The sequence below is a fragment of the Haemophilus haemolyticus M19501 genome (assembly GCF_000222025.1).
Taxonomy (GTDB): Bacteria; Pseudomonadota; Gammaproteobacteria; order Enterobacterales; family Pasteurellaceae; genus Haemophilus; species Haemophilus haemolyticus_G.
The window spans coordinates 12,479-37,397 of the sequence record NZ_AFQO01000002.1 but is presented as its reverse complement, the minus strand read 5'-3'; the positions used below and the strand labels follow the sequence as shown (position 1 = coordinate 37,397).

General features: G+C 40.2%; 23 protein-coding genes and 1 pseudogene. 12 read left to right on the top strand and 12 right to left on the bottom strand.

Going from position 1 to position 24,919, the window contains the following annotated elements:
• Window positions 1-74: 74 nt before the first annotated feature.
• On the bottom strand, window positions 75-1,088 hold the full coding sequence (gene glpX / locus GG9_RS08060) for a class II fructose-bisphosphatase (RefSeq protein WP_005629928.1): 1,014 nt from the start codon (window positions 1,086-1,088) through the stop codon (window positions 75-77).
• 160 nt (window positions 1,089-1,248) lie between these two features.
• On the opposite strand from glpX, the gene GG9_RS08065 reads away from it, so the two are divergent.
• The 3 genes from GG9_RS08065 to dtd all read left to right on the top strand — a co-directional run bounded on the left by GG9_RS08065 (window position 1,249) and on the right by dtd (window position 2,447).
• Complete coding sequence (locus GG9_RS08065; protein ID WP_005629924.1) at window positions 1,249-1,467, top strand: cell division protein ZapB; 219 nt, start codon at window positions 1,249-1,251, stop codon at window positions 1,465-1,467.
• A 108-nt stretch (window positions 1,468-1,575) separates the two neighbouring features.
• Window positions 1,576-2,016, top strand: a complete 441-nt coding sequence (gene mioC, locus GG9_RS08070) for an FMN-binding protein MioC (protein WP_005629921.1) — start codon at window positions 1,576-1,578, stop codon at window positions 2,014-2,016.
• Window positions 2,013-2,447, top strand: coding sequence for a D-aminoacyl-tRNA deacylase (dtd, locus tag GG9_RS08075; RefSeq protein WP_005629919.1), 435 nt, complete (start codon window positions 2,013-2,015; stop codon window positions 2,445-2,447). The genes mioC and dtd overlap by 4 nt, the downstream gene beginning before the upstream one ends.
• Window positions 2,448-2,970: 523 nt before the next feature.
• On the opposite strand, the gene ispF is transcribed toward dtd, so the two are convergent.
• The 3 genes from ispF to ftsB are packed head-to-tail and all read right to left on the bottom strand — an operon-like array spanning window position 2,971 to window position 4,399.
• Complete coding sequence (gene ispF, locus GG9_RS08080; protein ID WP_005629917.1) at window positions 2,971-3,447, bottom strand: 2-C-methyl-D-erythritol 2,4-cyclodiphosphate synthase; 477 nt, start codon at window positions 3,445-3,447, stop codon at window positions 2,971-2,973.
• Window positions 3,444-4,121: a 2-C-methyl-D-erythritol 4-phosphate cytidylyltransferase gene (ispD, locus tag GG9_RS08085; RefSeq protein WP_005629915.1), complete on the bottom strand. Its 678-nt coding sequence runs from the start codon at window positions 4,119-4,121 to the stop codon at window positions 3,444-3,446. The genes ispF and ispD overlap by 4 nt, the downstream gene beginning before the upstream one ends.
• Complete coding sequence (ftsB, locus tag GG9_RS08090; RefSeq protein WP_005629914.1) at window positions 4,121-4,399, bottom strand: cell division protein FtsB; 279 nt, start codon at window positions 4,397-4,399, stop codon at window positions 4,121-4,123. Before ftsB ends, ispD begins: the two co-directional genes overlap by 1 nt.
• Window positions 4,400-4,623: 224 nt before the next feature.
• Between ftsB and hel the strand changes: the two genes are divergently transcribed.
• Window positions 4,624-5,448 (top strand): lipoprotein e(P4), encoded by an 825-nt coding sequence (hel, locus tag GG9_RS08095; protein WP_005629913.1) that lies wholly within the window; start codon window positions 4,624-4,626, stop codon window positions 5,446-5,448.
• Between the two features lie 176 nt (window positions 5,449-5,624).
• A complete protein-coding gene (locus GG9_RS08100; RefSeq protein ID WP_005629912.1) occupies window positions 5,625-6,308 on the top strand; it encodes an rRNA large subunit pseudouridine synthase E in 684 nt (227 codons plus the stop codon).
• Window positions 6,309-6,371: 63 nt separating this feature from the next.
• On the opposite strand, the gene ppx is transcribed toward GG9_RS08100, so the two are convergent.
• The 5 genes from ppx to rraB all read right to left on the bottom strand — a co-directional run bounded on the left by ppx (window position 6,372) and on the right by rraB (window position 14,827).
• The gene (gene ppx / locus GG9_RS08105; protein WP_005629911.1) at window positions 6,372-7,901 is read right to left on the bottom strand and encodes an exopolyphosphatase; all 1,530 of its coding nucleotides are present in this window, start codon (window positions 7,899-7,901) and stop codon (window positions 6,372-6,374) included.
• A gap of 7 nt (window positions 7,902-7,908) precedes the next feature.
• Window positions 7,909-11,805 carry an autotransporter assembly complex protein TamB gene (gene tamB / locus GG9_RS08110; protein WP_005629910.1) on the bottom strand — a complete coding sequence of 1,299 codons (3,897 nt, stop codon included), beginning with the start codon at window positions 11,803-11,805 and terminating at the stop codon, window positions 7,909-7,911.
• A gap of 9 nt (window positions 11,806-11,814) precedes the next feature.
• Window positions 11,815-13,551: an autotransporter assembly complex protein TamA gene (gene tamA / locus GG9_RS08115; RefSeq protein ID WP_005629909.1), complete on the bottom strand. Its 1,737-nt coding sequence runs from the start codon at window positions 13,549-13,551 to the stop codon at window positions 11,815-11,817.
• Between the two features lie 152 nt (window positions 13,552-13,703).
• On the bottom strand, window positions 13,704-14,324 hold the full coding sequence (gene slyD / locus GG9_RS08120) for a peptidylprolyl isomerase (RefSeq protein WP_005629908.1): 621 nt from the start codon (window positions 14,322-14,324) through the stop codon (window positions 13,704-13,706).
• An 80-nt stretch (window positions 14,325-14,404) separates the two neighbouring features.
• The gene (gene rraB / locus GG9_RS08125) at window positions 14,405-14,827 is read right to left on the bottom strand and encodes a ribonuclease E inhibitor RraB (protein ID WP_005629906.1); all 423 of its coding nucleotides are present in this window, start codon (window positions 14,825-14,827) and stop codon (window positions 14,405-14,407) included.
• Between the two features lie 108 nt (window positions 14,828-14,935).
• Here rraB and truD point away from each other — a divergent pair, with 108 nt between their 5' ends.
• The 6 genes from truD (at window position 14,936) to mutS (ending at window position 21,545) form a co-directional block, all read left to right on the top strand.
• Window positions 14,936-15,955, top strand: a complete 1,020-nt coding sequence (gene truD / locus GG9_RS08130) for a tRNA pseudouridine(13) synthase TruD (RefSeq protein ID WP_005629904.1) — start codon at window positions 14,936-14,938, stop codon at window positions 15,953-15,955.
• Window positions 15,956-15,964: 9 nt separating this feature from the next.
• The gene (gene surE, locus GG9_RS08135) at window positions 15,965-16,705 is read left to right on the top strand and encodes a 5'/3'-nucleotidase SurE (RefSeq protein WP_005629902.1); all 741 of its coding nucleotides are present in this window, start codon (window positions 15,965-15,967) and stop codon (window positions 16,703-16,705) included.
• Window positions 16,706-16,734: 29 nt separating this feature from the next.
• Window positions 16,735-17,313, top strand: a complete 579-nt coding sequence (locus tag GG9_RS08140; RefSeq protein ID WP_005629900.1) for a YqaA family protein — start codon at window positions 16,735-16,737, stop codon at window positions 17,311-17,313.
• Between the two features lie 8 nt (window positions 17,314-17,321).
• Entirely contained in the window at window positions 17,322-17,507 is a 186-nt protein-coding gene (locus GG9_RS08145) for a hypothetical protein (RefSeq protein WP_005629898.1), read from the top strand.
• A 23-nt stretch (window positions 17,508-17,530) separates the two neighbouring features.
• Window positions 17,531-18,823: a murein hydrolase activator NlpD gene (gene nlpD, locus GG9_RS08150; RefSeq protein WP_005629896.1), complete on the top strand. Its 1,293-nt coding sequence runs from the start codon at window positions 17,531-17,533 to the stop codon at window positions 18,821-18,823.
• Between the two features lie 136 nt (window positions 18,824-18,959).
• On the top strand, window positions 18,960-21,545 hold the full coding sequence (mutS, locus tag GG9_RS08155) for a DNA mismatch repair protein MutS (protein WP_005629893.1): 2,586 nt from the start codon (window positions 18,960-18,962) through the stop codon (window positions 21,543-21,545).
• 36 nt (window positions 21,546-21,581) lie between these two features.
• Here mutS and xerC read toward each other — a convergent pair whose 3' ends face one another.
• Both xerC and GG9_RS08165 read right to left on the bottom strand, forming a co-directional pair.
• The gene (xerC, locus tag GG9_RS08160; protein ID WP_005629892.1) at window positions 21,582-22,469 is read right to left on the bottom strand and encodes a tyrosine recombinase XerC; all 888 of its coding nucleotides are present in this window, start codon (window positions 22,467-22,469) and stop codon (window positions 21,582-21,584) included.
• Window positions 22,463-22,903 carry a GNAT family N-acetyltransferase gene (locus tag GG9_RS08165; RefSeq protein ID WP_005629890.1) on the bottom strand — a complete coding sequence of 147 codons (441 nt, stop codon included), beginning with the start codon at window positions 22,901-22,903 and terminating at the stop codon, window positions 22,463-22,465. Before GG9_RS08165 ends, xerC begins: the two co-directional genes overlap by 7 nt.
• A 165-nt stretch (window positions 22,904-23,068) precedes the next feature.
• On the opposite strand from GG9_RS08165, the gene tpiA reads away from it, so the two are divergent.
• Window positions 23,069-23,860, top strand: a complete 792-nt coding sequence (gene tpiA, locus GG9_RS08170) for a triose-phosphate isomerase (protein ID WP_005629888.1) — start codon at window positions 23,069-23,071, stop codon at window positions 23,858-23,860.
• A gap of 67 nt (window positions 23,861-23,927) precedes the next feature.
• Here the strand turns inward: tpiA and GG9_RS09210 are convergent.
• Window positions 23,928-24,915 (bottom strand): annotated as a pseudogene (locus GG9_RS09210) (IS3 family transposase).
• Window positions 24,916-24,919 lie beyond the last annotated feature (4 nt).

Here is a 24,919-nt window from a genome sequence, read left to right as displayed (position 1 = left end):
TGAATGCAAAGTCGGTTTTTTTATTTTTAAATCCAAAGTGCGGTGAAAATTCACCGCGCTTTTGTTTGCTCTAACTAAATATTCAAAATCTTATAAATTTCAGAATCTTTACGATCTAGATAATGGATGGATTGGATTTTACGAATTGTACGGGATTTTCCACGAATTAAAATTGTTTCTGTGCTGGCTAAATTGCCCTTTCTAGAGATACCTTTAAGCAAATCGCCATTGGTGATACCCGTTGCGGTAAACACTAGATTGTCATCACGCACAAGATCTTCAAGTTTTAACACTTCATTGATTTTTACGCCTAATGCTTCACAACGCTGAATTTCATCGGCAGCAATTTTTTTATTTTCTTCCGTATCACCTTTTACTTCGTTACGAGGAAGTAAACGAGCTTGCATATCGCCACCTAATGCACGAATTGCGGCTGCAGCTGCCACACCTTCTGGTGCGCCACCGATTCCGTAAAGAAGATCGGCTTCGGCATCAGGCAAACAGCACAATACGGAACCTGCCACATCACCGTCAGGAATCGCCATCACTCTCACGCCCAAGTTATGCATTTGTTTAATTACCGCATCATGGCGTAGTTTTGCCAATACCATTACGGTGAGATCAGAAAGGGATTTTCCTAGCTTAGATGCGACACGGCGAAGATTTTGTTCTAGTGGTAAAGTTAAATCAATCATGCCTTTTACATCGGGGCCAACCACCAATTTTTCCATATACATATCTGGTGCTTTTAAAAAGGTATTTCTGCCACCAGCAGCCAAGACAGAAATAGCATTAGACTGACCCATTGCGGTCATACGCGTGCCATCAATAGGATCAACGGCGATAGAAACCAATTCTCCCATACCAGAACCGACTTTTTCACCAATATAAAGCATTGGTGCTTCATCAATTTCCCCTTCCCCAATCACGATTTCAGCATCCATATGAATTAAGTTCAGCATATAACGCATGGCTTTCACTGCCGCATCGTCAGCTGCATTTTTATCCCCTCGCCCCAGCCACATATGAGCCGCTAACGCAGCTGCCTCAGTCACACGTGAAAATTCAATAGCCAATGCACGATTCATCATTATTCTCCTTTTGCTTACTTTTCTAGAACATGGCAAAATGGCCTTATTTTATCACTGCGTAATCGTTTGCATAATAATTTTTTCTCCAACGCTTTAAAAAGGCAAATTTACTGGGTAAAATACTCTCAAACTTACCCATATTTAAAAGGAAATCATTATGTCTTTAGAAATTTTAAACCAGCTTGAAGAAAAAATTAAACAAGCGGTAGAAACTATCCAATTACTTCAATTAGAAGTTGAAGAATTAAAAGAGAAAAACGCAGAATCTCACAGAAATATTGAAAGTTTACAAACTGAAAACGAACAACTGAAAAACGAACACCGCAACTGGCAAGAACATATTCGTTCATTGCTTGGCAAATTCGATAACGTTTAATCGTAATAAAAAGGCTTAGATTTTCTAAGCCTTTTTATTTTCATCATTTCAAAAATATTTTTTACTTTTCCCTGTGTTAGGGAATAAAAATAAATACAGGATAATCAAATGCACATTTGCATTCTCTCTGGCAGCACTTTAGGTGGCGCAGAATATGTTGCCGAACATTTAAACGATGTTTTAAAAACTCAAGATTTTTCCACCACTCTTTTTCACGGACCAAGTCTATCCGATATCAAAAATGAAAAAATTTGGCTTGTTGTGACTTCAACTCATGGTGCGGGCGAGTTGCCGGATAATTTAAAACCTCTATTTGATGAATTAGCTAAAAATCAAAGCGATTTTTCAGATGTTCGTTTTGCCGTCGTTGGATTGGGTAATTCTGATTACGACACTTTTTGCTATGCAGCGGATAAAGTGGAACAAGCGCTTGAAGAAAAAAGTGCGGTAAAAATTTGCGAGACTTTAAAAATTGATGTTTTAAACATAGATGATCAAGAAGGCTATGCTGAAGCATGGTTACCGAGATTTATTGAGGGATTAAAATGATTGCCTTAATCCAGCGTGTCACCCAAGCGAAAGTTGATGTAAACGGTGAAACAATCGGGAAAATTGGCAAAGGTTTGCTGGTTTTGCTTGGTGTAGAAAAAGAAGATAATCAAGAAAAAGCGGATAAACTTGCTGAAAAAGTGCTTAATTATCGAATTTTCAGTGATGAAAATGACAAAATGAACTTAAATGTTCAACAAGTACAAGGTGAATTACTTATTGTTTCTCAATTTACATTAGCGGCGGATACACAAAAAGGTTTGCGTCCAAGCTTTTCAAAAGGTGCCCCCCCAGCATTGGCTAATGAATTATATGAATACTTTATCCAAAAGTGCGGTGAGAAATTACCTGTTTCAACAGGGCAATTTGCAGCGGATATGCAAGTGAGCTTAACAAACGATGGCCCAGTTACGTTTTGGTTAAACGTATAAATAAAAACGGTTAATTTAGTAATAAGATTCTTAAGACTTTTAGAAAATTAAGCACGCTAAATAGCTTAACTAATGGAATATCTGCGTTAAACGTACATATTCCATTAGTCAACGTCAACTAACAACATAGCACCTAACAACAAGGTTGGTGAGCAAAAAGGCGAACTGAAGCCCTCCATTGCTCCCTCGTCCATAAATGGACGTTTCCTCTCACCAATGGCCACTTATTAATAACAAGGGTGAATTATCACCGTTGCCATTTCACTGATTAGGGATAATCGGGAATGTCAGACAACAGCCCGCCAAACCCAATAGGCAAAGTGCACAGCGCAATGCCAAATGGCACAAACATCCATTCTTGCGCCTAAATCTTTTCATTTATAGTCTGTGTTATCAGCTACAAACTCACTGTACAAGAATATGGTATGCCTTTTCCTAGGTTAAAACTGTGATCTAGATCACAAAAATAAAAATGCGGTGAAATTCTTTTAAAAATTTACACCGCATTTTTAAGAATAAACAATTATTGTCGGATTAAAAGAGCAACAGCCTCGCAAGCAATTCCTTCTTGTCTTCCTGTAAAGCCTAGTTTTTCTGTTGTTGTTGCTTTCACATTAACTTGCTCAATATCGCATTGGAGATCTTCGGCGATTTTGGCACGCATTGCATCAATATATGGACGCATTTTAGGTGCTTGTGCAATGATAGTGACATCGACATTACCAATTTTATATCCCTTTTCTTGCACTTGACGAAATGCTTCACGCAATAGCCCACGACTATCCGCATTTTTATATTGCATATCCGTATCAGGGAAAAGCTTTCCAATATCACCTAGAGCGGCGGCTCCCAAGATTGCATCGGTTAAGGCATGTAATGCCACATCGCCATCAGAGTGCGCAATAAACCCAGTATGATAAGGTACTTCTACGCCGCCAATAATTAATGGGCGATCTTCACCAAACGCATGAACATCAAAACCGTGTCCAATTCTGATCATAATTTATTCCTTGTTAAATAAAATTCTGCTAATGCTAAATCTTCTGGACGAGTCACTTTTAAATTATCGCTACGCCCAGCCACCAAGTGCGGTCGAAATCCTGCCAGTTCCATTGCTGATGCTTCATCCGTTATATTCGCACCTTGTTGAATCCCTGTGGAAAGCGCATTTCTTAATATATCTACTGGGAAAAACTGTGGTGTCATCGCTTGCCAAAGTTGACGACGATCTTCTGTTTTCACAATACATTGCTGATTATCCGCCCGTTTAATCGTATCCGTCGCTGGAATTGCCAAAATTGCCCCATGTTCATCTTCAATGGCTAGCAATTTATCAATGTCGGCGTGTTGCAAACAAGGACGAGCAGCATCATGAACAAGCACCCACGCATTTTTTTCCTTAATTGCATTTAAACCATTTAATACGGATTCAGCTCGAGTTGCGCCCCCCTCCACTAACTGAATTTTAGGGGCGAGTGATAGCTTAGCAATATAAGGATCATCTTTGCTCACCGCCAAAATAATTTTAGATACGGCAGGATGAGAAAGCATGACATCAAGTGTGTGTTCGAGCAGTGTTTTGCCAAGTAGCGTTAAATATTGTTTCGGTTTATCCGCTTGCATTCGCGAGCCCACACCAGCAGCAGGCAATACCGCAATAATTGAACGAGCCATTATTTATTCTCTTTCACAATGTGATAAAACACTTCGTTTTCTTTCACCATGCCATGTTGCATTCGCGCACGTTCTTCAATAGCCTCAAAGCCTTTAGTTAGCCCTTGAATCTCCGCATTAATACGCTGGTTACGCTGAGACAGTTTTTCATTTTCCGCTTGGTTTTCTACAATTTTTGCGGCAGTTTCACGGTAATCAAAGAAACCATTACGGCCAAACCATAAGTCATATTGGAACAAAGCTAATACGGCAAAAAGAATGAGAATAAGAAGTCGCATAAAAATGTTGGTGATGAATAAAATTACGGCTAGTTTACCGTGAAAAGGGGGGAAAGGCGATAGGATAAAAAGAAAGTGCGGTAAGTTTTACATCTAAATCTCGCGTTAAAAATGTGACAAATATCACAAATTTAATAGAATTACCAAGAAATCGCCCCAAAAAATAAAAAGGCTTGCTATACTCTCTCCGTTTTTACTAACCCTAAAGTTAAAAGGAATATAACATGAAAACAACGTTAAAAATGACCGCACTTACTGCTCTTTCTGCTCTTGTCTTAGCTGGCTGTGGTGCACACCAAATGAAATCAGAAGAACACGCAAAAATGCAATTGCAACAACAAGCTGTTCTTGGCTTAAACTGGATGCAAGATTCTGGCGAATATAAAGCATTGGCTTATCAAGCCTACAATGCGGCAAAAGTTGCATTTGACCACGCAAAAGTGGCAAAAGGTAAGAAAAAAGCGGTTGTGGTTGATTTAGATGAAACTATGTTAGATAACAGCCCTTATGCTGGCTGGCAAGTTCAAAATAATAAACCATTCGATGGTAAAGATTGGACTCGTTGGGTAGACGCGCGTCAATCTCGTGCAGTTCCAGGTGCGGTAGAATTTAATAATTACGTAAACAGCCACAAAGGTAAAATGTTCTATGTAACAAACCGCAAAGATAGCTCTGAAAAAGCAGGCACTATCGATGATATGAAACGCTTAGGTTTCAATGGTGTGGAAGAATCTGCATTTTATTTGAAAAAAGACAAATCAGCTAAAGCAGCTCGTTTTGCAGAAATTGAAAAACAAGGCTATGAAATCGTACTTTATGTAGGCGATAACTTAGATGACTTCGGTGATACCGTATATGGCAAATTAAACGCAGACCGTCGTGCATTCGTTGATCAAAACCAAGGCAAATTTGGTAAAACTTTCATCATGTTACCTAACGCAAACTACGGTGGCTGGGAAGGTGGTTTAGCTGATAGCTACTTCAAAAAAGATACCAAAGGCAAAATCAAAGCTCGTTTAGATGCAGTACAAGCTTGGGATGGTAAATAATTTTCCATTAAAAAGATCGATTTAAATATCGATTCTAAAAAATTTAGTTGGGGGCTAAGCTCAGTTTTACTGGCTTAGCCTTTTTAGTTTTTTAGATTAACTAAAGTAATCATCATTACTACAGCTTGAAGTTTTGCTATGATGTTGCAAATCTTTCAAAATAGAAATCTAATTCAATGAAGAAGAATTTTTCGGCAGGAAAATTGCCCGCTAAAGGAAAAAGTGCGGTTAATTTTCACCGCACTTTTAAGCCAAAATCAAAACCTAAAATGCTGTCGTTGGATGAAACCAAAGTTGTGTTATTCAATAAACCTTTTGATATGCTCACTCAGTTTACCGACGAAGAAGGACGCGCTACCTTAAAAGATTTTATTTCAATCCCAAATGTTTATGCGGCAGGTCGATTAGATAGAGACAGTGAGGGATTACTGATTTTAACCAATAATGGCGAATTACAACATCGTTTGGCCGATCCCAAATTTAAAACAGAAAAAACCTATTGGGTGCAAGTGGAAGGCATCCCTGAAGAAACCGATTTAGCACAACTCAGAAAAGGTGTAGAACTCAAAGATGGCATGACTAAACCCGCTAAAGTGCGGTTAATTTCAGCGCCAAATTTATGGGAGCGCAATCCACCTATCCGAGAACGGAAAAATATTCCCACAAGCTGGTTAGAAATTAAAATTAGTGAAGGGCGCAACCGCCAAGTGCGAAGAATGACTGCGCATATTGGTTTCCCCACTTTACGATTAGTGAGAGTGCGCATGGGCTCATTATCTATTAATGGATTAGAAAATGGCTCATTTAGATTATTATCATTGGATGAAATAAAAGCATTATTTCAGACCGTCAAATTATAAAAATAGGGTAAGTATTTAGCTTGCCCTAAATTTTTCGCTCATAAACATTAAGCAGAAAGATAATTAATAAAAAACTAAACTGCTTTCAAACTCTTTCAAAAGATTACTTTCAGCTCGCAATTCATTCCAAATTAACGGGTTACGGTCTAAGTATCCGCTTTCAAAATTCAATGTCCAATCATTCAAAGTGTGATGCATTTCAAGGGTGAAATTTTTTGCAGTTTCTGTTGCTTGACGGGATTTATTGAGAATAACTGCAAGCCGAAGCAATCGCATTAAAGCCATCACATCTTGCTCGCTATAACGTGCAAATTTAAAAAATTCAGCAGGTTTAAGCGTGCCAATATGCCAACGCACTAACGCGGTAAGCAAACGTTGCTGTTCACGATCAAACCCAGGTAATTCCATATTTTGTAAGATATACGCCGAATGTTTTTGTAAACCTTTGTGATTAATTACAATGCCAACTTCATGCAAGCGCGCTGCCCAAAGCAGGATTTCGCGCATTTCTTCAATAAACTCTGTCGATTGCCAATCTTTATATTGTGCACTGAGTAAATTAGCACTATCCGCAACGCGATGAGCTTGAGCTTGGTCAATATTGAATTGTTCGCTTAATCCCCAAGCAGTGCGTGCTCGAATATCTGCAACTTGGAAGTTTTTTTCTAGGCTATAAATCACGCCTTCGCGCAATGCGCCGTCAGAATAGCGCATTTGTTGAATATGAAAAACTTCAAACACCGCACTTAAAATCGCTAAACCGGGTACAAAAACATCCACGCGGTCTTGGTTTAAACCGTTAATATTTAGCTCGGTAAAATGCTTGGCTTGTAGTGTTTGTTCAATTAGAGCATTTAATCGCTCGGCTGTAATGGTTCCATTTGGATCAAGATTAGTCGCAATGACTTGCGCCACAGTTTTAATTGTCCCCGATGAGCCGAGCACAGATTGCCAACCTAATTTGCGATATTCAAAGCCTAAATCTTCGATTTTATTGACCGCACTTTGGCGCGCTCGTTGAAAGTTTTCTGTGGAAATGACACCATCGGTAAAAAATTGAGTCGCAAAACTCACGCACCCCATGTGACGACTTTCCGCCACAAGCGGTGTGAAATCATCGCCGATGATCATTTCTGTCGAGCCACCACCAATATCCACAACGAGCTTACGACCTTTTTCTGGTTGCGTGTGGCATACGCCAGCGTAGATAGTTTTAGCTTCAGTTTGTCCACTAATAATATTAATGGGATAGGGGAAAACTTTAGCTGCTTGACGTAAAAATTCGTCATTATTCATCGCTCTTCGTAAGGTATAAGTACCAACTACATTGACATTTTCAACAGGAAACCCTTGTAAACGTTCGGCAAATAAGGCTAAGCAATTTACACCACGCGTGATGGCCTCTTGATTAAGCACCGCATTTTCATCTAAGCCCTCTGCGAGTTTCACTTTTTGTTTTAAGCGAGAAAGTACTTGGATTGAGCCGTTCACAATACGTGCCACAATCATGTGGAAACTGTTTGAACCAAGATCAATCGCGGCAATTTCACGTACATTGCCACGATGCTTGGGTTCTAAAATAGCGTCATTCATAACATTCCTAAAATTCAAATTTATAAAGCAAATCAAACACTTGGTTTGTGCTAGAAACGGATTGAAAATAAAGCTGTGGCATTAGGCGATAACGTAATGTGACTTCTGCTAAGCCATCAAATAAACCTACGCCATATTTTATTTGTAAGCGATTGGTAATATTACCACTTACCGTCACTTTGGATTTATCGCCCACGCCAGATGTACCAAGGTTTAAGTCTTGAATACCAAAAACTTCACCAATACTGCCCACTAATTTACCGCTCTTTGAAATGCCTAAACCAATTAATGCTGCGCCAATCGAACCACTGGAGCCAGCTTCACCGCTACTTTCTAACGAACGACCTGTTAATAAATAAGAAAGTGCTTGATCTTGTGGTTTGCTTGGTTCACTGAAAATAGTGACTTCTGGGCTATCGGCTATGCCAATCACTCTCACGCCAGCAGTAATTTTGCTGTCTTCCATTGCTTCAGGATTACGAATAGCCTCAATATTCAACGTAGGTTGTGTCGCTTGGCCAGAAAAACTAATAAGCCCTTTACGAATGAGTAAATCTTGCCCGAAAGAAGCATAGCGACCTTTGGTTAAATTGATTTGACCGAATAAACCTAAATTGCCTTTATCTTGTTTCACTGAAAGTAAACCATCAAGATTGGTTTTTAAGCCATAAGCATCAAGGCTGACGTCTTTACCAATATTGATGCGTAAATCAGAGCGAATATCCATGCCTGATTTTGTTTTTGCGGCAAATTCACGTTTAATCAGTTCTTCTTTGCTCTTATGAGGGCCATTTAAAATAACTTCATCTTCGCTCACTGGCTCAGCTGTGTCTGGTAAGCTATCAATTCTAATTCGCGCCCAAGGAATATCCACTGTTCCGCTTAAATTCAAATCTTTCGGATTCGCTTTCACCGTGATATTTGGACTGAAACGTAGTTTCGCCATAGAAGGAATATCCACGTTGAAATTATTTGCCTGAGCATTTAATTCTGTCGTCCAATGTTCAATATTCGCCCAGTTTGCTCGGCCGGTTAAATTCAAACGACTATCGCTAGTTTCAATTTTTCCCTGTAAGGTGGAATTATTACCGTGGAAATGTACGGCAATATCGCCATCAGTAATATTGACTGGCATGGATTTTAATTTGGTACGAATATTACGAATATTGAAGTTGCCATTTAATAATGGTTTCTCTAAATTCCCGCCAAAACTCAACTTCGAGACTACCTCACCATTCACTGATTCACCACTAGTAAGTAGCTGATTTGCGATCGACAAGTTTAGTCGTTCTATTGCAAGAGTTCCGCCAAGTTGACGATTTTTAGCCAGATCATTTAAATGAATATCACCTACAATCCTGCCTTGGTTATGCACATTGATATCTGTTTTTAAAACCAAATTGTTATTTTGAATGTCGGCGTTAAGGGTTAATTTTGGAATATCCAATTTAAACGTACGGTAATCTAATTTTTGAGAGAAGGCTAAATGATTGCCATCTACTTTGGCGGTAAATTGGAATGGTTTGTCCGTAAACCAAGCAACATTACCTTGCGCTTGTAAATTGCCTTTGAGGCTATCTTGTTCGATAAGTTTATTCACTAAATCCAAATTAACACGTTTAAATTGGAAAGGAATATTCCCTTGCTTGCCTACATTGAATGCTTGGGGGAAACATAATTCTAGATCTATGTTTTGCCAGCAATGTGAAGCAATATTGGCTTGTGTTTGTTTGTGATCGTAAGACACCGTAATAGCTTGGTTAGATTTTACATCGCCAATCGGGGTTTCAAATTTTACCTGTGAAATTGTGCCTTTCCACTGCTCCAAAGTGCGGTCAAAATGACCGTTAATTTGTAAATTTGCAGCAACAGGCTCACCTTGGGATTTAAGCGTTAACAGATGATTTTGTTCATCGCCAGATAAGGCAAGATTAAGTAAACGGAGTTTAACACTTTCACCATAATGAAGTTGCTCCGCCTTAATATTGAATTGCCCTTTAGCTAAAGGATCGCTTTTGATATTCCCTTTCGCACTCGCTTTAAATAATTGGAAACCTTGCAAGTGTAAATTAGACGATACTAAATCAAGAGCAAGGTTTGGACTGGTGAACTGACCAGAAATAGCCGCATGCCCTTTCACATTACCGTTTAAATCAGACCATAAACCACGTAAATTTGGTGCATTTATATCTAGTGCAAAATCAGAATGATCATCTAATACGCCACTGGCTTTAAGATAATTTTCACCATATCTCACCTGCAAATCAGGTACTGTTAGAAGTACATTTTGATTAAGTGTTGCAGAGCCTTTTAAACTGATGGGGTTTGAAGACAGCGTCCCATTTAAATCGGCTACTGGCACTTCCACTTGCCAGACTTGAGAGCCTGCAAAACCACGCGAATGCAATTTGCCAGATAGTGTTGCAGGCATGACAGGTACATAAAAACCGATATTCATTTTTTCTAAATCGGCTTGTATATCCCAGTTTGCCCCCTCTTTCCAGCTTACAGCCCCTACAAATTCACTTTTACCATCTAACGAAGCTATCCCTAATTTATTGACGGTTACTTCATAAAGTTTGCCATCGGCATTAAGGTCCACTTTAGATGCGGGAATATAATCCATTCCATCTACGCCACCCTTAAGCTCAGCATGATAATTCAGTAAATCCCCCGTGAGCTTAAGCGTCACATTATTAATTTTGAGTGGTGCCATTGTGTTTACAAAAGCGTATTGTCCTTTTGCCACATTTAATGTGAGGTTTAATGGCATTTTGTTTTGTGCTAATTGCACGTCGCCATTCAGTTCAGCATCTAATACGCCTTTTGTTTTTAAAGAAAGTGCGGTGGCTTTTTTCAATGATCCCAAAAGCGTAAGATCGACATCACTCGCTGGTAAAATTTCTTTTCCATCGGATTTCAACGGCTCTAAATGGGATTTTAAAGTTAAATCGAGAGGCATATCGCCATCAAGTTGTAATTTACCTTGTGAATAAAGATTACCCAACGAGCTTTCTACCGCTAATTTTTGTAATTGCAGTTGGTTATCGACAGTATCCGCTTGTGCAATCAGGCTTGGGATTTCAATAGATTGAAGTGTTTCACCTTTTTCATTCACCGCTTGATAATGCCAGTTTTTGCCTTTAACCACGGGGACGTGTAAATCAAAAGGAAGAATTATTTCTGATACATTGCCTAAAAAAGCAGGCGTTAAAGATTGCTCAATCGCATCCCAATCTACAGGCTTATTCGGCTGTTCGGCTTTCGACTCTGATTTAACTTCAGGCAATTTTTTTGAAATAACTGAAATATCGTTAATTTCAGTCGGCGCAAGAGTTAAGCCTTTTTCATTATTTAAACTTACCGCACTTTTAAAATGACTGAGAGTAAGATGAGTCTGATCAATATTTACAGATAAATCTTGCACCACCAAATTTTCTGCATTGATACTAATTGGCAAGGAAATACGCTTCATCGGGCCAGACTTTGAATCATCAGGCGTAGATGGAGGCAATAATGCAGTATTAATCGCAATCGTCGGTTTATTTAGAGTGAAATCACGTAAACAAACCTCACGTGAAAGCAAACAACCGAAATCAAGCTGTAAACGTGCTTGTGCAATATGAGTATCAATCCCAGCAGTTTGGTATTGAACATTATTTAACACCAAGCCATTTTGTAATCCGCCTTCAATTTGCTCAACGGAAAAACTATCGAGCATTTTATCGACTAGTTGAATTAAACCTCTTTGCCCCGCATCGAAAGAAAGCACTCCAGCAACACCTAAAACAGGTATAAAAATGACCGCACTTCCGATACAAATAGCCTTGCGTACCCAGTGTTTTTTATTAGGTTTCTCAGGTGATTTTGGTGAAGTTTCTGATGGTTGTATTTGTTCTGTCATAAATTCACCTTAAATTTCTGTACCAAGTCCGATGTAAAATTGAATATTTTTGCTGTTATCTTTATCACGAATCGGGGTGGCAATATCAAATTTAATCGCGCCCACTGGTGATGCCCAACGGACACCAACGCCTGCGCCATAACGTAATTCTTTAGTCGTGTAATCATTGGCTGCTAATCCACTATCTGCGAAGGTCGCTGCCCACCAATTCGGATAAACTTGATATTGATATTCTAAAGAACCCGCAAGTAATCGTGAGCCACCAACCAATTTTCCATTTTTATTTTTAGGCGCAATTTTTTTATAACCATAACCTCGCACACTGCGATCGCCACCAGCAAAGAAACGAAGTGCGGGCGGAATTTTTTCAATATCTTTTGTATGTAAATACCCAACTTCAGCACGAGCAACGATACGGTGATTTTCTGCATAAGTACGAATCCATGCGCTAGAGGCTTGCACTTTTACGAAAGACGCTTCCGATAACCAAACTTTGTTACCTACATCAAAAGTGATTTTTTGTACGTCGCCCCAAGTTGCAAAAGAACCGCCACGTAATCGGGTGCGAGTAAATCCGACCGTTGGATAAAGGAAGAATGTTTTATCGGTTATATCGGCTTGTGTAAAACTGTCGTATCGCGCACGAAGTCCGCCAAAATATTGCCAGCCATGCGCGTTGTTCCAATAACGTAACGCGGACAACGTAAGCGCTCTCGTATTGGTATCATTCTCTTTTTCACCTTCCCAACCGACAGAGTAATCATAGTAATAATTTAATGGATTTTTAAGTAAAGGCTGTCGATAAGTTGCCTCTAGAGTTTGTTTTGGTGCTGAGAGATAAAGATTGGTACGGAAACTATGTCCACGGCTATTAATCCACGGCTTTGTCCAACCAATTTGAGTGTGCAGGCCACCATCAGTTGCAAAGCCCACCCCTAGTTCCATCGCATTTTTTTTACGTGGATAAAGAATAATCTCCACATCTACAGTTTTGCTTTTATGATTAACATTAGGTTGAACTAATACTGAGCTAAACCAATTTGAAGATGAAAAATCGCTGGTTAAATCCGATAAGTTATTCATTAAATACGGATCGCCAGATTTGATGTTAAGAATATTATTTAAGTAATCATCCCGAATTTGTGAATGGCTAAAAGTAATATTGCCATAATGATAACGAACGCCGCTATCAAATAACATTCGCCACCATGCTTGGTGGGTCTCAGGGCTGATTTCTAAACGTGAAATTTTAAATTCCCCATCAAAATATCCACGATTTAATGCTAAACGTGAGATCGCTGTTTTGTAATCATCGTAAGTTTGGTGTTCAACCAAAATGCCTTCTTTCGGCAAATTTTTACGTAACGCATCAAAATTTTCATCTTGCGCGGCTTCCCCTTCAATTTGCACATCAGTGCCCGCAATTTTTGTTGGCTCGCCAGGTGTAACATGAGCAATCAACAAATCGCGTTTGCCTTGACGCTGTTTTCGTTCAAAACGCACGGAAGATTCATAATAACCAAACACACGCAAACCACGATCCACAGCTTGAGTGACTAAATGTTGATAGCGTTCAGACCCATCCATTTCTTCTTTGTTAATCAGATGAACATTGAGATCCGTATTACGAACAGCACGAAAACCACGGATGCCTTGAACTTCAATATCAACGGTTTGTTCAGCAAATGCGGGAAAGCAACTTAATGCTAAAAAAAGTGCGGTGAGTTTTAGCGATTTTTTCTTCATTTTAAGGGGCTAAAATTTTTTAAGTAAATTACGCCATAGTCTACCGAGAAGTTCGTTAGGATCCAATATTTTCAGCGCATTTTGTCGGTTTTTTCATAAAAAAATACCGCACTTCATTGCTAAAGTGCGGTAATGTTTTCGGCTGTTTTTAATTAATGACCGCCGCAGCCACAGCTGCCATGACCATGTCCGTGCCCGTGACCACCGCCGCAGCATCCGCTGTGCTCGTGATCATAGTCGTGATGGTGGTGATGACCACCACAGCCACAACCGTGACCTTCTTCGTCATCATCGTGGTGGTGGCTATGCGCACCGTGAACGTGGCCGTGTGCAATTTCTTCTAATGTTGCTTCACGGGTTGCGACAACTTCAACGGTGAAGTGTAATTCTTGACCCGCTAACATGTGATTTCCATCAACCACAACTTCGTCGCCATCGATTTCAGTAATCACCACTGGAACTGGACCAATGTCTGTATCCGCTAAGAAACGCATGCCAACTTCAAGTTCATCAACACCTTGGAATACATCTTTTGGTACACGTTGAACCATATTTTCGCTGTATGCGCCGTAACCTTCTTCTGGTTGTACACGCACTTCAAATTTGTCGCCTACTTCTTTGCCTTCAAGCGCTTTTTCAAGACCGATCACTAAATTATTGTGGCCTTGTAAATATTCTAGTGGTTGATTCGCTGGCGCTTCATCTACCAATACGCCATCTTGTGTGCGAACTTGGTAAGCAATGCTCACCACTACATTTTTTGCTACTTTCATTATGTTTTCCTTATAAAAAAATCGGTTAAAAAAGCCGTATCATTGTAACGAAAATTATTCCGCACGCAAGGCTTTACGGATTAATGTACACGAGGTTCTTCTTCATCCTCATCATCAAAAAATTCCCCATCATCACCGTATTCATCGTCATCGGCATTCGGATCTTCAAAATAGGTGCCCCAACCATCATAAATGCCTTTATGTTTTTCTAATAACGGAAGGATTTCTTTTTGTTGCGCATCAATAATTTCCGCTTTTAATTCTACTTCACTGATAATGTCAAAGCAGAAAATTGGTTTACCATCATCATCTTCAAATTCTTCTGCTTCGGAAACTTCATAACCGGCTTTAAACGCATCTACCGCGATTTTTTCTAACAAATCAAAATCGTGATGAGCAATGTGATGCTCAATAATGTAAAGCGCATCCGGGTCACTACCATCGTTAAGTAAATCAGTGATAATTTCACGGGTTTCTGCTTGTAACTCAGCCAATTTTGACATAATAAAATCCTTCAACAAGAACAAAAGTGCGGTTATTTTAGTGGATAAATCACCAAAAGTCGCATAAAATTTCGTGCAATTATTTTCTATAAAAAAGACCCCTTAATCATGCTCGAACAACTCCCTTATTTGGCATTAAAAACACCGCCAAAAACCACCGCACTTTTAAAGGCTGAATGTGCGGATTTTATTGTAAAAGAGCATTTAGGCTATGAAATATCAGGCGAAGGTGAGTTTGTTGCCTTGTATGTACGCAAAACAGATTGCAACACCTTATTTGTTGGCGAAAAATTAGCTAAATTTGCCGGTGTTTCTGAACGTAATATGGGATATGCGGGGTTAAAAGATCGTCGAGCGGTGACAGAACAATGGTTTTGTTTACAAATGCCAGGAATGGAAACGCCCGATTTCAGTCAATTTGAATTAGATGGCGTAGAGATTTTAACGGTTACTCGACATAACCGAAAAATTCGCACGGGTAGCCTTGAGGGAAATTATTTCGATATTTTATTACGCGGTGCAGAAGAATCTGATGAGCTTAAAGCGCGGTTGGATTTTGTAGCAAATTTTGGTTTCCCAAATTATTTTACGGAACAACGTTTTGGTCGGGATGGTCATAACCTCACGCAAGCCTTGCGTTGGGCTCAAGGGGAAATCAAGGTAAAAGATCGCAAAAAACGCAGTTTTTATCTTTCCGCCGCACGCAGTGAAATTTTTAATCTGGTTGTGGCTGCGCGTATTGCAAAGGGCGCAACAAATCAAGTTTTACCAAATGATATTGTGCAATTAGCAGGTTCGCATAGTTGGTTCAAAGCGGATGAAAAAGAAGACTTAACTGCCTTTCAAGTGCGGTTAGAAAATCAAGATATTTTACTCACCGCCCCTTTAATTGGCGAAGATATTTTGGTGGCGAGTGAGATTGAAAATGAAATCGTAAATCAACATTCAGTTTTCGATCCTTTAATGAAACAAGAAAGAATGAAGGCTGCGCGTCGCCCATTATTGATGAAAGCAAAAGGGTTTTCTTGGGCATTTGAGCCAGAAGGCTTGCGTTTAAAATTTTATTTGCCAGCAGGCAGTTATGCCACGGCATTAGTTCGTGAGTTAGTAAATTATACAGAAGAATAAGGAAATATAATGCGAATTTTAGTCAGTAATGATGATGGTTTTCACGCGGAAGGCATTCAAGTTTTAGCAACAGAATTAAGAAAAATTGCAGAAGTTATTGTTGTTGCACCTGATCGTAATCGAAGTGCGGCATCAAGCTCGCTCACATTAGTGGAGCCATTGCGCCCACGCCATTTAGATAATGGCGATTATTGTGTAAATGGCACACCTGCAGATTGTGTACATTTAGCGTTAAACGGATTTTTATCTGGCCAAGTAGATTTAGTGGTATCAGGCATTAATGCGGGTTGTAATATGGGCGATGATACGATTTATTCAGGCACATTAGCCGCAGCCCTTGAAGGACGTCATTTAGGCTTGCCTGCTATTGCGGTTTCGTTAGATGGTCGTCAACATTATGAAACTGCAGCGCGAGTGGTGTGTGATCTCATTCCAAAATTACGTCATCAATTATTAAATCCTCGTGAAATTATTAATATTAATGTGCCGGATTTGCCTTTTGAAGAATTAAAGGGTTACAAGGTGTGTCGCTTGGGTTACCGTGCGTCGTCTGCAGAAGTTATTAAACAAAGGGATCCTCGTGATGAAACCATTTATTGGATTGGCCCTTCAGCATTACCTGAGGATGAAAGCGAGGGAACAGATTTCCATGCGGTGAAAAATGGTTATGTGTCTATCACGCCAATTCAGGTAGATCTTACTGCTCATCATTCACTTTCGACTTTACAAGATTGGTTAGAGCAGGAATAATGGCGCGTTTTACCAAATAAAGAAGAGATATGAAAATTTTCGGCACGATGTACGATAAAACTATGCAATGGTCAACGCACCGTTTTGCGACTTTCTGGCTCTCTTTTGTTAGTTTTATCGAGGCGATATTTTTTCCTATTCCACCTGATGTGATGTTGATCCCAATGTCTATGTCAAAGCCAAAAAGTGCAGTGAAATTTGCATTTTATACGGCAATTGCGTCTGTCATCGGTGGGGTGATTGGTTACGCAATTGGTTATTATGCAACGGATTGGGTAGAAAACATTGTGCAACAATGGGGATATGGTGCGCATTGGGCAAAAGCCATAAATTGGTTTGAGCAATGGGGCGTATTAGTTGTGTTTGTAGCGGGTTTTAGCCCAATTCCCTACAAGGTGTTCACACTCTGCTCTGGCGTAATGCAAATGGCGTTTTTCCCTTTTGTTATCACCGCATTTGTTTCACGCTTAGCGCGCTTCTTGCTAGTGGCAAAATTAGCCGCATGGGGCGGTGAAAAATTCGCAGCAAAATTGCGAAAATCTATTGAAATTATTGGTTGGTCAGTGGTGGCACTGGCTGTCATAGCTTACTTTATATTGAAAAACTAGGATAAAAAATGAATAAATTAGGTCTTATTTTAATGGTTGGATTCGTATTAGTTGGATGTGCTTCAGAACCAGTCAAAGATCCAGATGCGTTGCCAAACGGCATCATGCAACCAGTAGAAGGCACTGGCGCTGTTGCTGGCGGTAGCTTTATGCCAGAAATTCAAAAAAATACGATGCCAGCGCAAGTGAAATAATAACGGAACAATAAGGAATTACTATGAAAAAATCGTTTCTCTTACTCCCTTTAAGTATTGTTGTATTATCAGCTTGTACCTCTAATTCTCCTGCGCCAATTACCAATGCAGATAACACCCTTTCACCTGGTATTATGCAACCTGTAAATGGCGAGAGCACGGGCGGTTCTTGGCAGCCTGAAATTCAAAAAAACACGGTACCAGCGATGGGCGGTGTACCAACAGGCGTGCAAACGCCACAGCCAAATTTCCAACCAACCTATCAACAGCCTGCCATGCCAGCAGCGCCTGCTCAACCGGCATTCAAACCTGCGCAGCCAGCATTTCAGCCTACTCAAAAATCAGCTACTCCTGCGCCAGCTGTACAAACAAAAACCATCACTAAAACTGTTTCTGATTGTGTAGGTTCGCAACATATTAATGTTCCACGCAATCCAAATACTAATGCACCAGATTATAGCCAAATTGAAAAAGGATCTTACAAAGGCAATACCTATAAAGTGAACAAAGGCGATACGATGTTCTTAATCGCTTACTTGGCGGGGATTGATGTAAAAGAGTTAGCCGCATTGAATAACATGACCGAGCCTTATAGCTTGAGCCTAGGTCAAACTTTAAAAATCTCTAATTGTGGCACAAAAACAGTGACAACAACGGTTCCAGTAAAACAACCTGCGGTAGCAACGACAACAACTACTGTGGCTGCACCTGCAGAACCAGCAGTCACCTATACGCCAGGTGCAAATGGTACGCAAATGGGATCTGATGGCACAATCATTGGACCAATTAAATCTGGCGCAGGTGTAGCAAATAGCGCACCAGCAATGGTACCAGTTGCGACAACTCCTGTTACCCCAGCGACAACACCATCAGTACCAACTACACCAGTAGAGAACACCAATAGCACACCGATTAATGCCAATGTTGTTGCGCCAATCGCATCGAATATTGCATGGCAATGGCCGACTTCAGGTAATATCATTCAAGGTTTCTCCAATACTGATGGTGGAAATAAAGGGATTGATATTAGTGGCTCTCGTGGACAAGCGGTAAAAGCAGCTGCATCAGGTCGCGTAGTGTATGCTGGCAATGCTTTACGTGGTTACGGTAATTTAATCATCATCAAACATAATGATGATTTCTTAAGTGCTTATGCGCATAACGACAAAATTCTTGTAACCGATCAACAAGAAGTCAAAGCTGGTCAAGAAATCGCAAAAATGGGTAGCTCTGGTACAAATACCGTAAAACTCCACTTTGAAATTCGCTATAAAGGTAAATCAGTGGATCCAGTACGTTACCTCCCAAGACGTTAATCTTCTTCTAACAAAGAGCGGTGAAAAATCTCAACAAATTTTCACCGCTCTTTTTTATCTAGCTTTTTCCCCTTTCGGCACCTAAAATAACCGCAACAAAACCTATCTTTATTCAGTTTCAAAAGCAGGTAATTAGATGATTTCCGAAGAAAATTTCCAACAACATACTCCAATGATGCAACAATATCTAAAACTCAAAGCAGAGAATCCAGATATTTTGTTGTTTTATCGCATGGGGGATTTTTACGAGTTGTTTTATGACGATGCGAAAAAAGCGGCGGCATTGTTGGATATTTCTTTGACGAAACGAGGTCAATCTGCAGGGCAACCAATTCCAATGGCTGGGGTGCCTTATCATGCGGTGGAAGGTTATTTAGCAAAATTGGTTCAGTTGGGTGAATCTGTGGCGATTTGCGAACAAATTGGTGATCCAGCCACAAGTAAAGGGCCAGTGGAGCGCCAAATTGTGCGAATAGTTACACCCGGTACGGTAAGTGATGAAGCACTTTTGCCAGAGCGCCAAGACAATCTGATTGCTGCGGTATATCAAGAAAAAGAAAAATTTGGCTTAGCAACGTTGGATATGACCTCTGGCCGTTTTCAGCTTTGTGAACCTGCGGATAAAGAAACATTACGTGCGGAATTGCAACGTATTGCCCCTGTGGAATTGCTGTATTGTGAAGAATTTAACGAAATGGCTGCGATTGAACATTGCAAGGGATTACGCCGTCGCCCGATTTGGGAATTTGAACTTAGCACAGCCATTACGTTATTAAATCATCAATTTGGCACAAAAGATTTACGTGCCTTTGGTGTGGAAAAATCTCCGCTCGGCTTAAGTGCAGCAGGTTGTTTATTGCAATATGCAAAAGAAACCCAACGTACTGCATTACCCCATATTCAAAGCATTAGCTTGATTCAAAATCAAGACTGCATTCAGTTAGATGCCGCCACTCGCAGAAATCTTGAATTGACGCAAAACCTTGCGGGTGGCACAGAAAATACACTATCGTTTGTCTTGGATAAATGCGTCACGCCAATGGGTAGCCGCTTATTGAAACGTTGGATTCATCAGCCTATTCGTGATGTGGAAAAATTAAAACAACGCCAACAAGCGATTGCGGAAATTCTGAATTTTGATTTGGTTGATGAACTTCAGCCTTATTTGCAATTAGTCGGCGATATGGAGCGTATTTTAGCGCGTGTGGCGCTACGTTCAGCGCGTCCACGCGATCTCACTCGCTTGCGCACGGCGTTAGAACAAATTCCAGAATTACGCACAATTGTTCAACAAAAAACACCGCCATTTTTAACCGCTCTTTTCAGCCAAATTGCCGATTTCAGCGAGCAATGCGATTTATTGCAACGTGCATTGATTGAAACACCTCCGCTTTTAATTCGGGATGGTGGCGTGATTGCTGAAGGTTACCACGCCGAGTTGGACGAATGGCGTATGCTGTCTGATGGTGCAACCCAATATTTGGAAAACTTAGAAAAACGTGAGCGCGAAAGCACGGGCATTGACACCTTAAAAATCGGTTTTAATGCAGTGCATGGTTATTACATTCAAATTAGCCAAGGGCAAGCGCATAAAGCGCCTATTCATTATGTTCGTCGCCAAACCCTGAAAAATGCAGAGCGTTACATTATTCCTGAACTCAAAGAATATGAAGACAAAGTACTAAAATCAAAAGGCGCAGCGTTAGCATTAGAAAAGCAACTTTACGATGAATTGTTTGATTTATTATTACCGCACTTAGGTTCATTGCAACTGGCGAGCCTCGCACTTTCTGAATTAGATGGATTGGTCAATCTCGCCGAGCGCGCTGATACCCTCAATTACGTGATGCCAACATTCTGTGATGAAGTAAGTGTGAAAATTGAAAATGGTCGTCATCCTGTTGTGGAACAAGTGTTGAAAGATCCTTTTATCGCCAACCCAGTGGAACTCAATCATAATCGTCATTTATTAGTTATCACCGGGCCAAATATGGGCGGTAAAAGTACTTATATGCGCCAAACCGCATTAATTACATTGCTGGCGTATATCGGCAGCTTTGTGCCGGCAGACAGCGCGCGAATTGGACCGATTGATCGTATTTTTACTCGAATTGGTGCGTCTGATGATTTAGCCTCAGGGCGTTCAACCTTTATGGTGGAAATGACTGAAATGGCAAATATTCTTCACCAAGCCACTGCGCAAAGTCTCGTGCTTATTGATGAAATCGGTCGCGGCACATCCACTTATGATGGCTTATCCTTAGCTTGGGCTTGTGCAGAATGGTTAGCCAAAAAAATCCGCTCGCTTACATTATTTGCCACCCATTATTTTGAATTAACCGTGTTGCCGGAACAGCTAGAAGGCATCGCCAATATTCATTTAGATGCTCTTGAGCATAACAACACCATTGCCTTTATGCACGCCGTACAAGATGGTGCTGCAAGTAAAAGTTATGGTTTGGCGGTGGCAGCTTTGGCTGGTGTGCCACAATCCGTTATTAAACTAGCAAAACAGAAATTGACACAATTAGAAAAAACATCAGACCATTCAGCTGATCAGCAAATTCAAGCATTGCGTGAAGCCAATCACACTCAAGGTGAATTATTGTTTGAACAAGAAACGGATGCACTAAGAGAGGCAATCGAAAAACTGGATCCCGATGATTTAAGCCCTAAACAAGCCTTGGCGTATTTGTATCAGTTAAAGAAAATGGTGGGGTAACATCTTACAAAAGTGCGGTGAAATTTCACCGCATTTTTACTTTTTACGTTTCGCTCTTGGATGAGCCTGATCGTACACTTCCGCCAGATGTTGAAAATTTAAGTGAGTATAAATTTGTGTGGTGGAAAGGTTGCTATGCCCAAGCAATTCTTGCACAGCGCGTAAATCAGAACTGGCTTCCAACATATGCGTCGCAAAGGAATGACGCAATTTATGTGGATTAAGATGGCTATTTAAGCCTTGGCGAATACCCCAAGTTTCCAAACGTTTTTGAATGGCGCGATGAGAAATACGATTTCCAAGCTGGCTAACAAATAATGCCTCATCTTTTGGGTTAAATAATGCCCGCACTTTTAACCATTCTTGAATGGCATGCGAAGCATAACGCCCAAACGGCACTACACGCTCTTTGTTACCTTTCCCGATAACACGCACTTCCCGCACTCGGGTATTAATGCTGTTTAAATCTAAGCCTTGTAATTCCGATAAACGTAAACCCGAACTATACATTAATTCCAAAATCGCACGATCACGAATATCAATCGGCTCTTTGCTATCGTTGGCAAGCAACTGTTGAACTTGCTCGCCATCCATATTTTTCGGTAAATGCTTGCCTTGTTTAGGTGCGGAAATGCCTGTGGCGGGATTTACTTTTAATTCGCCTTGTTGCACCAAAAAACTGAGAAATCGCCGCAATGCGGATAAACGTAAAGCCAAGCTTTTTTCTTTTAAGCCTTGTTTTTTGCTTTCCGCTAAAATAAAGCGCACCACGCTGGGTGTCACTTGTGTCCAAGCGTGAATATCTTGTTGCGCTAAGATTTTGATGGAGGCATCAAGCTGATGTTGATAATTAGTGATTGTGTGAGGGCTCATTTGGCGTTCAATCCGCAAATAATCCCAATAACGATTTAACGCTGTTAGCATGACAAACTCAATTCAAATAAACGTTCTTTCGGGTTCAATTTAAACCCTTCCGATTCCAACATTGAATATTGATTTTGCGCTAATTCTGCTACTAAACGATTGGATTGCGTGAAATGCACAAAGTCTTTTGCTTTAGAAATCAACGCCGCATAAATCTCCGTTTGTTGAGCATGTTCTAACACAAAAATATCGGTGATTTGCCAATAGCGTTGTAATTGTAAAGAAGAAAGGCGAGGGAAAAGCTGCACAAAGCCGATAGCCTTTTCATTTTCGTCCACCGCAATAAAAAACAGGCTTTCATTAAAACGCATGCGATTAGTTAAAAAAGCCAAGGTGCGTTCTGGATTCTCTGCTTGTCCATAGGCTTGGCGATAGGCTTCAAAAAGAGGAAGAAGCACGTCAATATTCCATTGTTCAGCTTTGAAAAGTTTCATAATTGGTTATTTTTTATTGGTTCCATACAGGTAATTGTAGCTTTTTAGCACAAGATAATCATCTTTCTATGAGAATTTTTTTAATTTTATGATCTTCTGCAAAGAATCGTGGCGAAATTTTGGTATAGTAAGCGAGTTAATTTTATCAACTATGGAGAAACAAAAATGGCACGTCGTCCTTTAGTTATGGGTAACTGGAAATTAAACGGTTCCAAAGCGTTCACCAAAGAATTAATCGAGGGATTAAAAGCAGAATTACATGATGTAACAGGTTGTGATGTAGCAATTGCTCCCCCCGTTATGTATTTAGGTACGGCTGAAACAGCACTTTCTGGTTGTGGTTGCAGCTGTGGCGGTAAAAGTGTGGTTCAATTAGGTGCACAAAACGTAGATATCAATGTGAAAGGTGCATTTACTGGTGATATTTCTAGCGAAATGTTAAAAGATTTCGGTGCAAAATATATCATTATTGGCCACTCTGAACGCCGCACTTATCATAAGGAAAGCGACGAATTTGTGGCGAAAAAATTCGCTGCACTTAAAGAAGCAGGCTTAGTGCCAGTATTATGTATTGGTGAAACTGAAGCTGAAAATGAAGCTGGCAAAACTGAAGAAGTGTGTGCACGTCAAATTGATGCGGTGATCAACGCATTAGGCGTAGAAGCATTCAATGGTGCAGTGATCGCATACGAACCAATCTGGGCGATCGGTACTGGTAAATCTGCGACTCCTGCACAAGCACAAGCAGTTCATGCATTTATCCGCGGTCACATCGCTGCGAAATCTCAAGCCGTGGCAGACCAAGTAATTATCCAATACGGCGGTTCTGTAAATGATGCAAATGCCGCTGAATTATTTACTCAGCCAGACATCGACGGTGCATTAGTGGGTGGCGCATCATTAAAGGCCCCAGCATTTGCAGTAATTGTAAAAGCGGCAGCAGCAGCTAAAAATTAATTTTTAGTTAATTAGAATAACAACAAAAGTGCGGTGAATTTTGATCTGACGCCAAAAAGTTAGACTATCATTTAAAGGATTGTTTTCGATATTGTATCGGACTCAGTCCTTTTAATTTTAGTTGAATTCGTCGGTGGTTATAGTAATCCAAATAATCCCTGACGGCATCAACTATTTCCTCTCTACTGTTAAATTCCCGACCATAAAAGCATTCCGTTTTTAATCGCCCAAAGAAACTCTCCATCGCCGCATTATCTAAACAATTTCCTTTTCTCGGCATACTTTGTTGAATACCGTATTTTAAGAGGATTGCTTGATACCCTCTCATTTGATATTGCCATCCTTGGTCTGAATGTAAAATGGGCGTTTCCCCATTAAGCCTTGTTACCGCTTGCGCCATCATTCGAGTGATTTGCTCAAAATTCGGGCTTCTTGATAAATCATAGGCAATGATTTCATGGTTAAATAAGTCTTTAATAGGCGACAAATACAGCTTACCTTCTGCACATTTCAACTCAGTGAGGTCTGTTACCCTCTTTTCGTTTGGTCGGCTTGCGGTAAAGTTACGAGCTAATAAACTATCAGCAATACGACCTCTTTCACCTTGGTAAGTGCGGTATTTTTTTCTCTTATTTTTCCCCTTTCCCTTAATCTTCAGTTTTGGGTTTAGGTGGCATTTTGGGATATTGTGGTTTTATACTAGGACGACCTTTAGGTTTTGGCATTAAACCGTTTATACCTTGTCTTTCAAAGGCTTGCAACCATTGACTGATTATCCATAAATTGGCAATACCGAAATGCAGACAAGCAGATTCTGCAGAACATTTTCCTTGTTTAACCGCTTGAACAACTGAGAGTTTAAATTCAGGAGAATACGTTTGTTTCTTGCCTCTGACTTCTAACCCATTGTTTCCATTGTGATTGAATTGTTTAATACAACGATTTAATGTTTGTTCTGCAAGTTGGAAATGCTGTCTGGTGAGAGAACGATTTTTACCATGTTGAAGATAAAAATTGATCACTCGTTGTTTGAAAGATTGGTTGAATTTAGTCATAAAA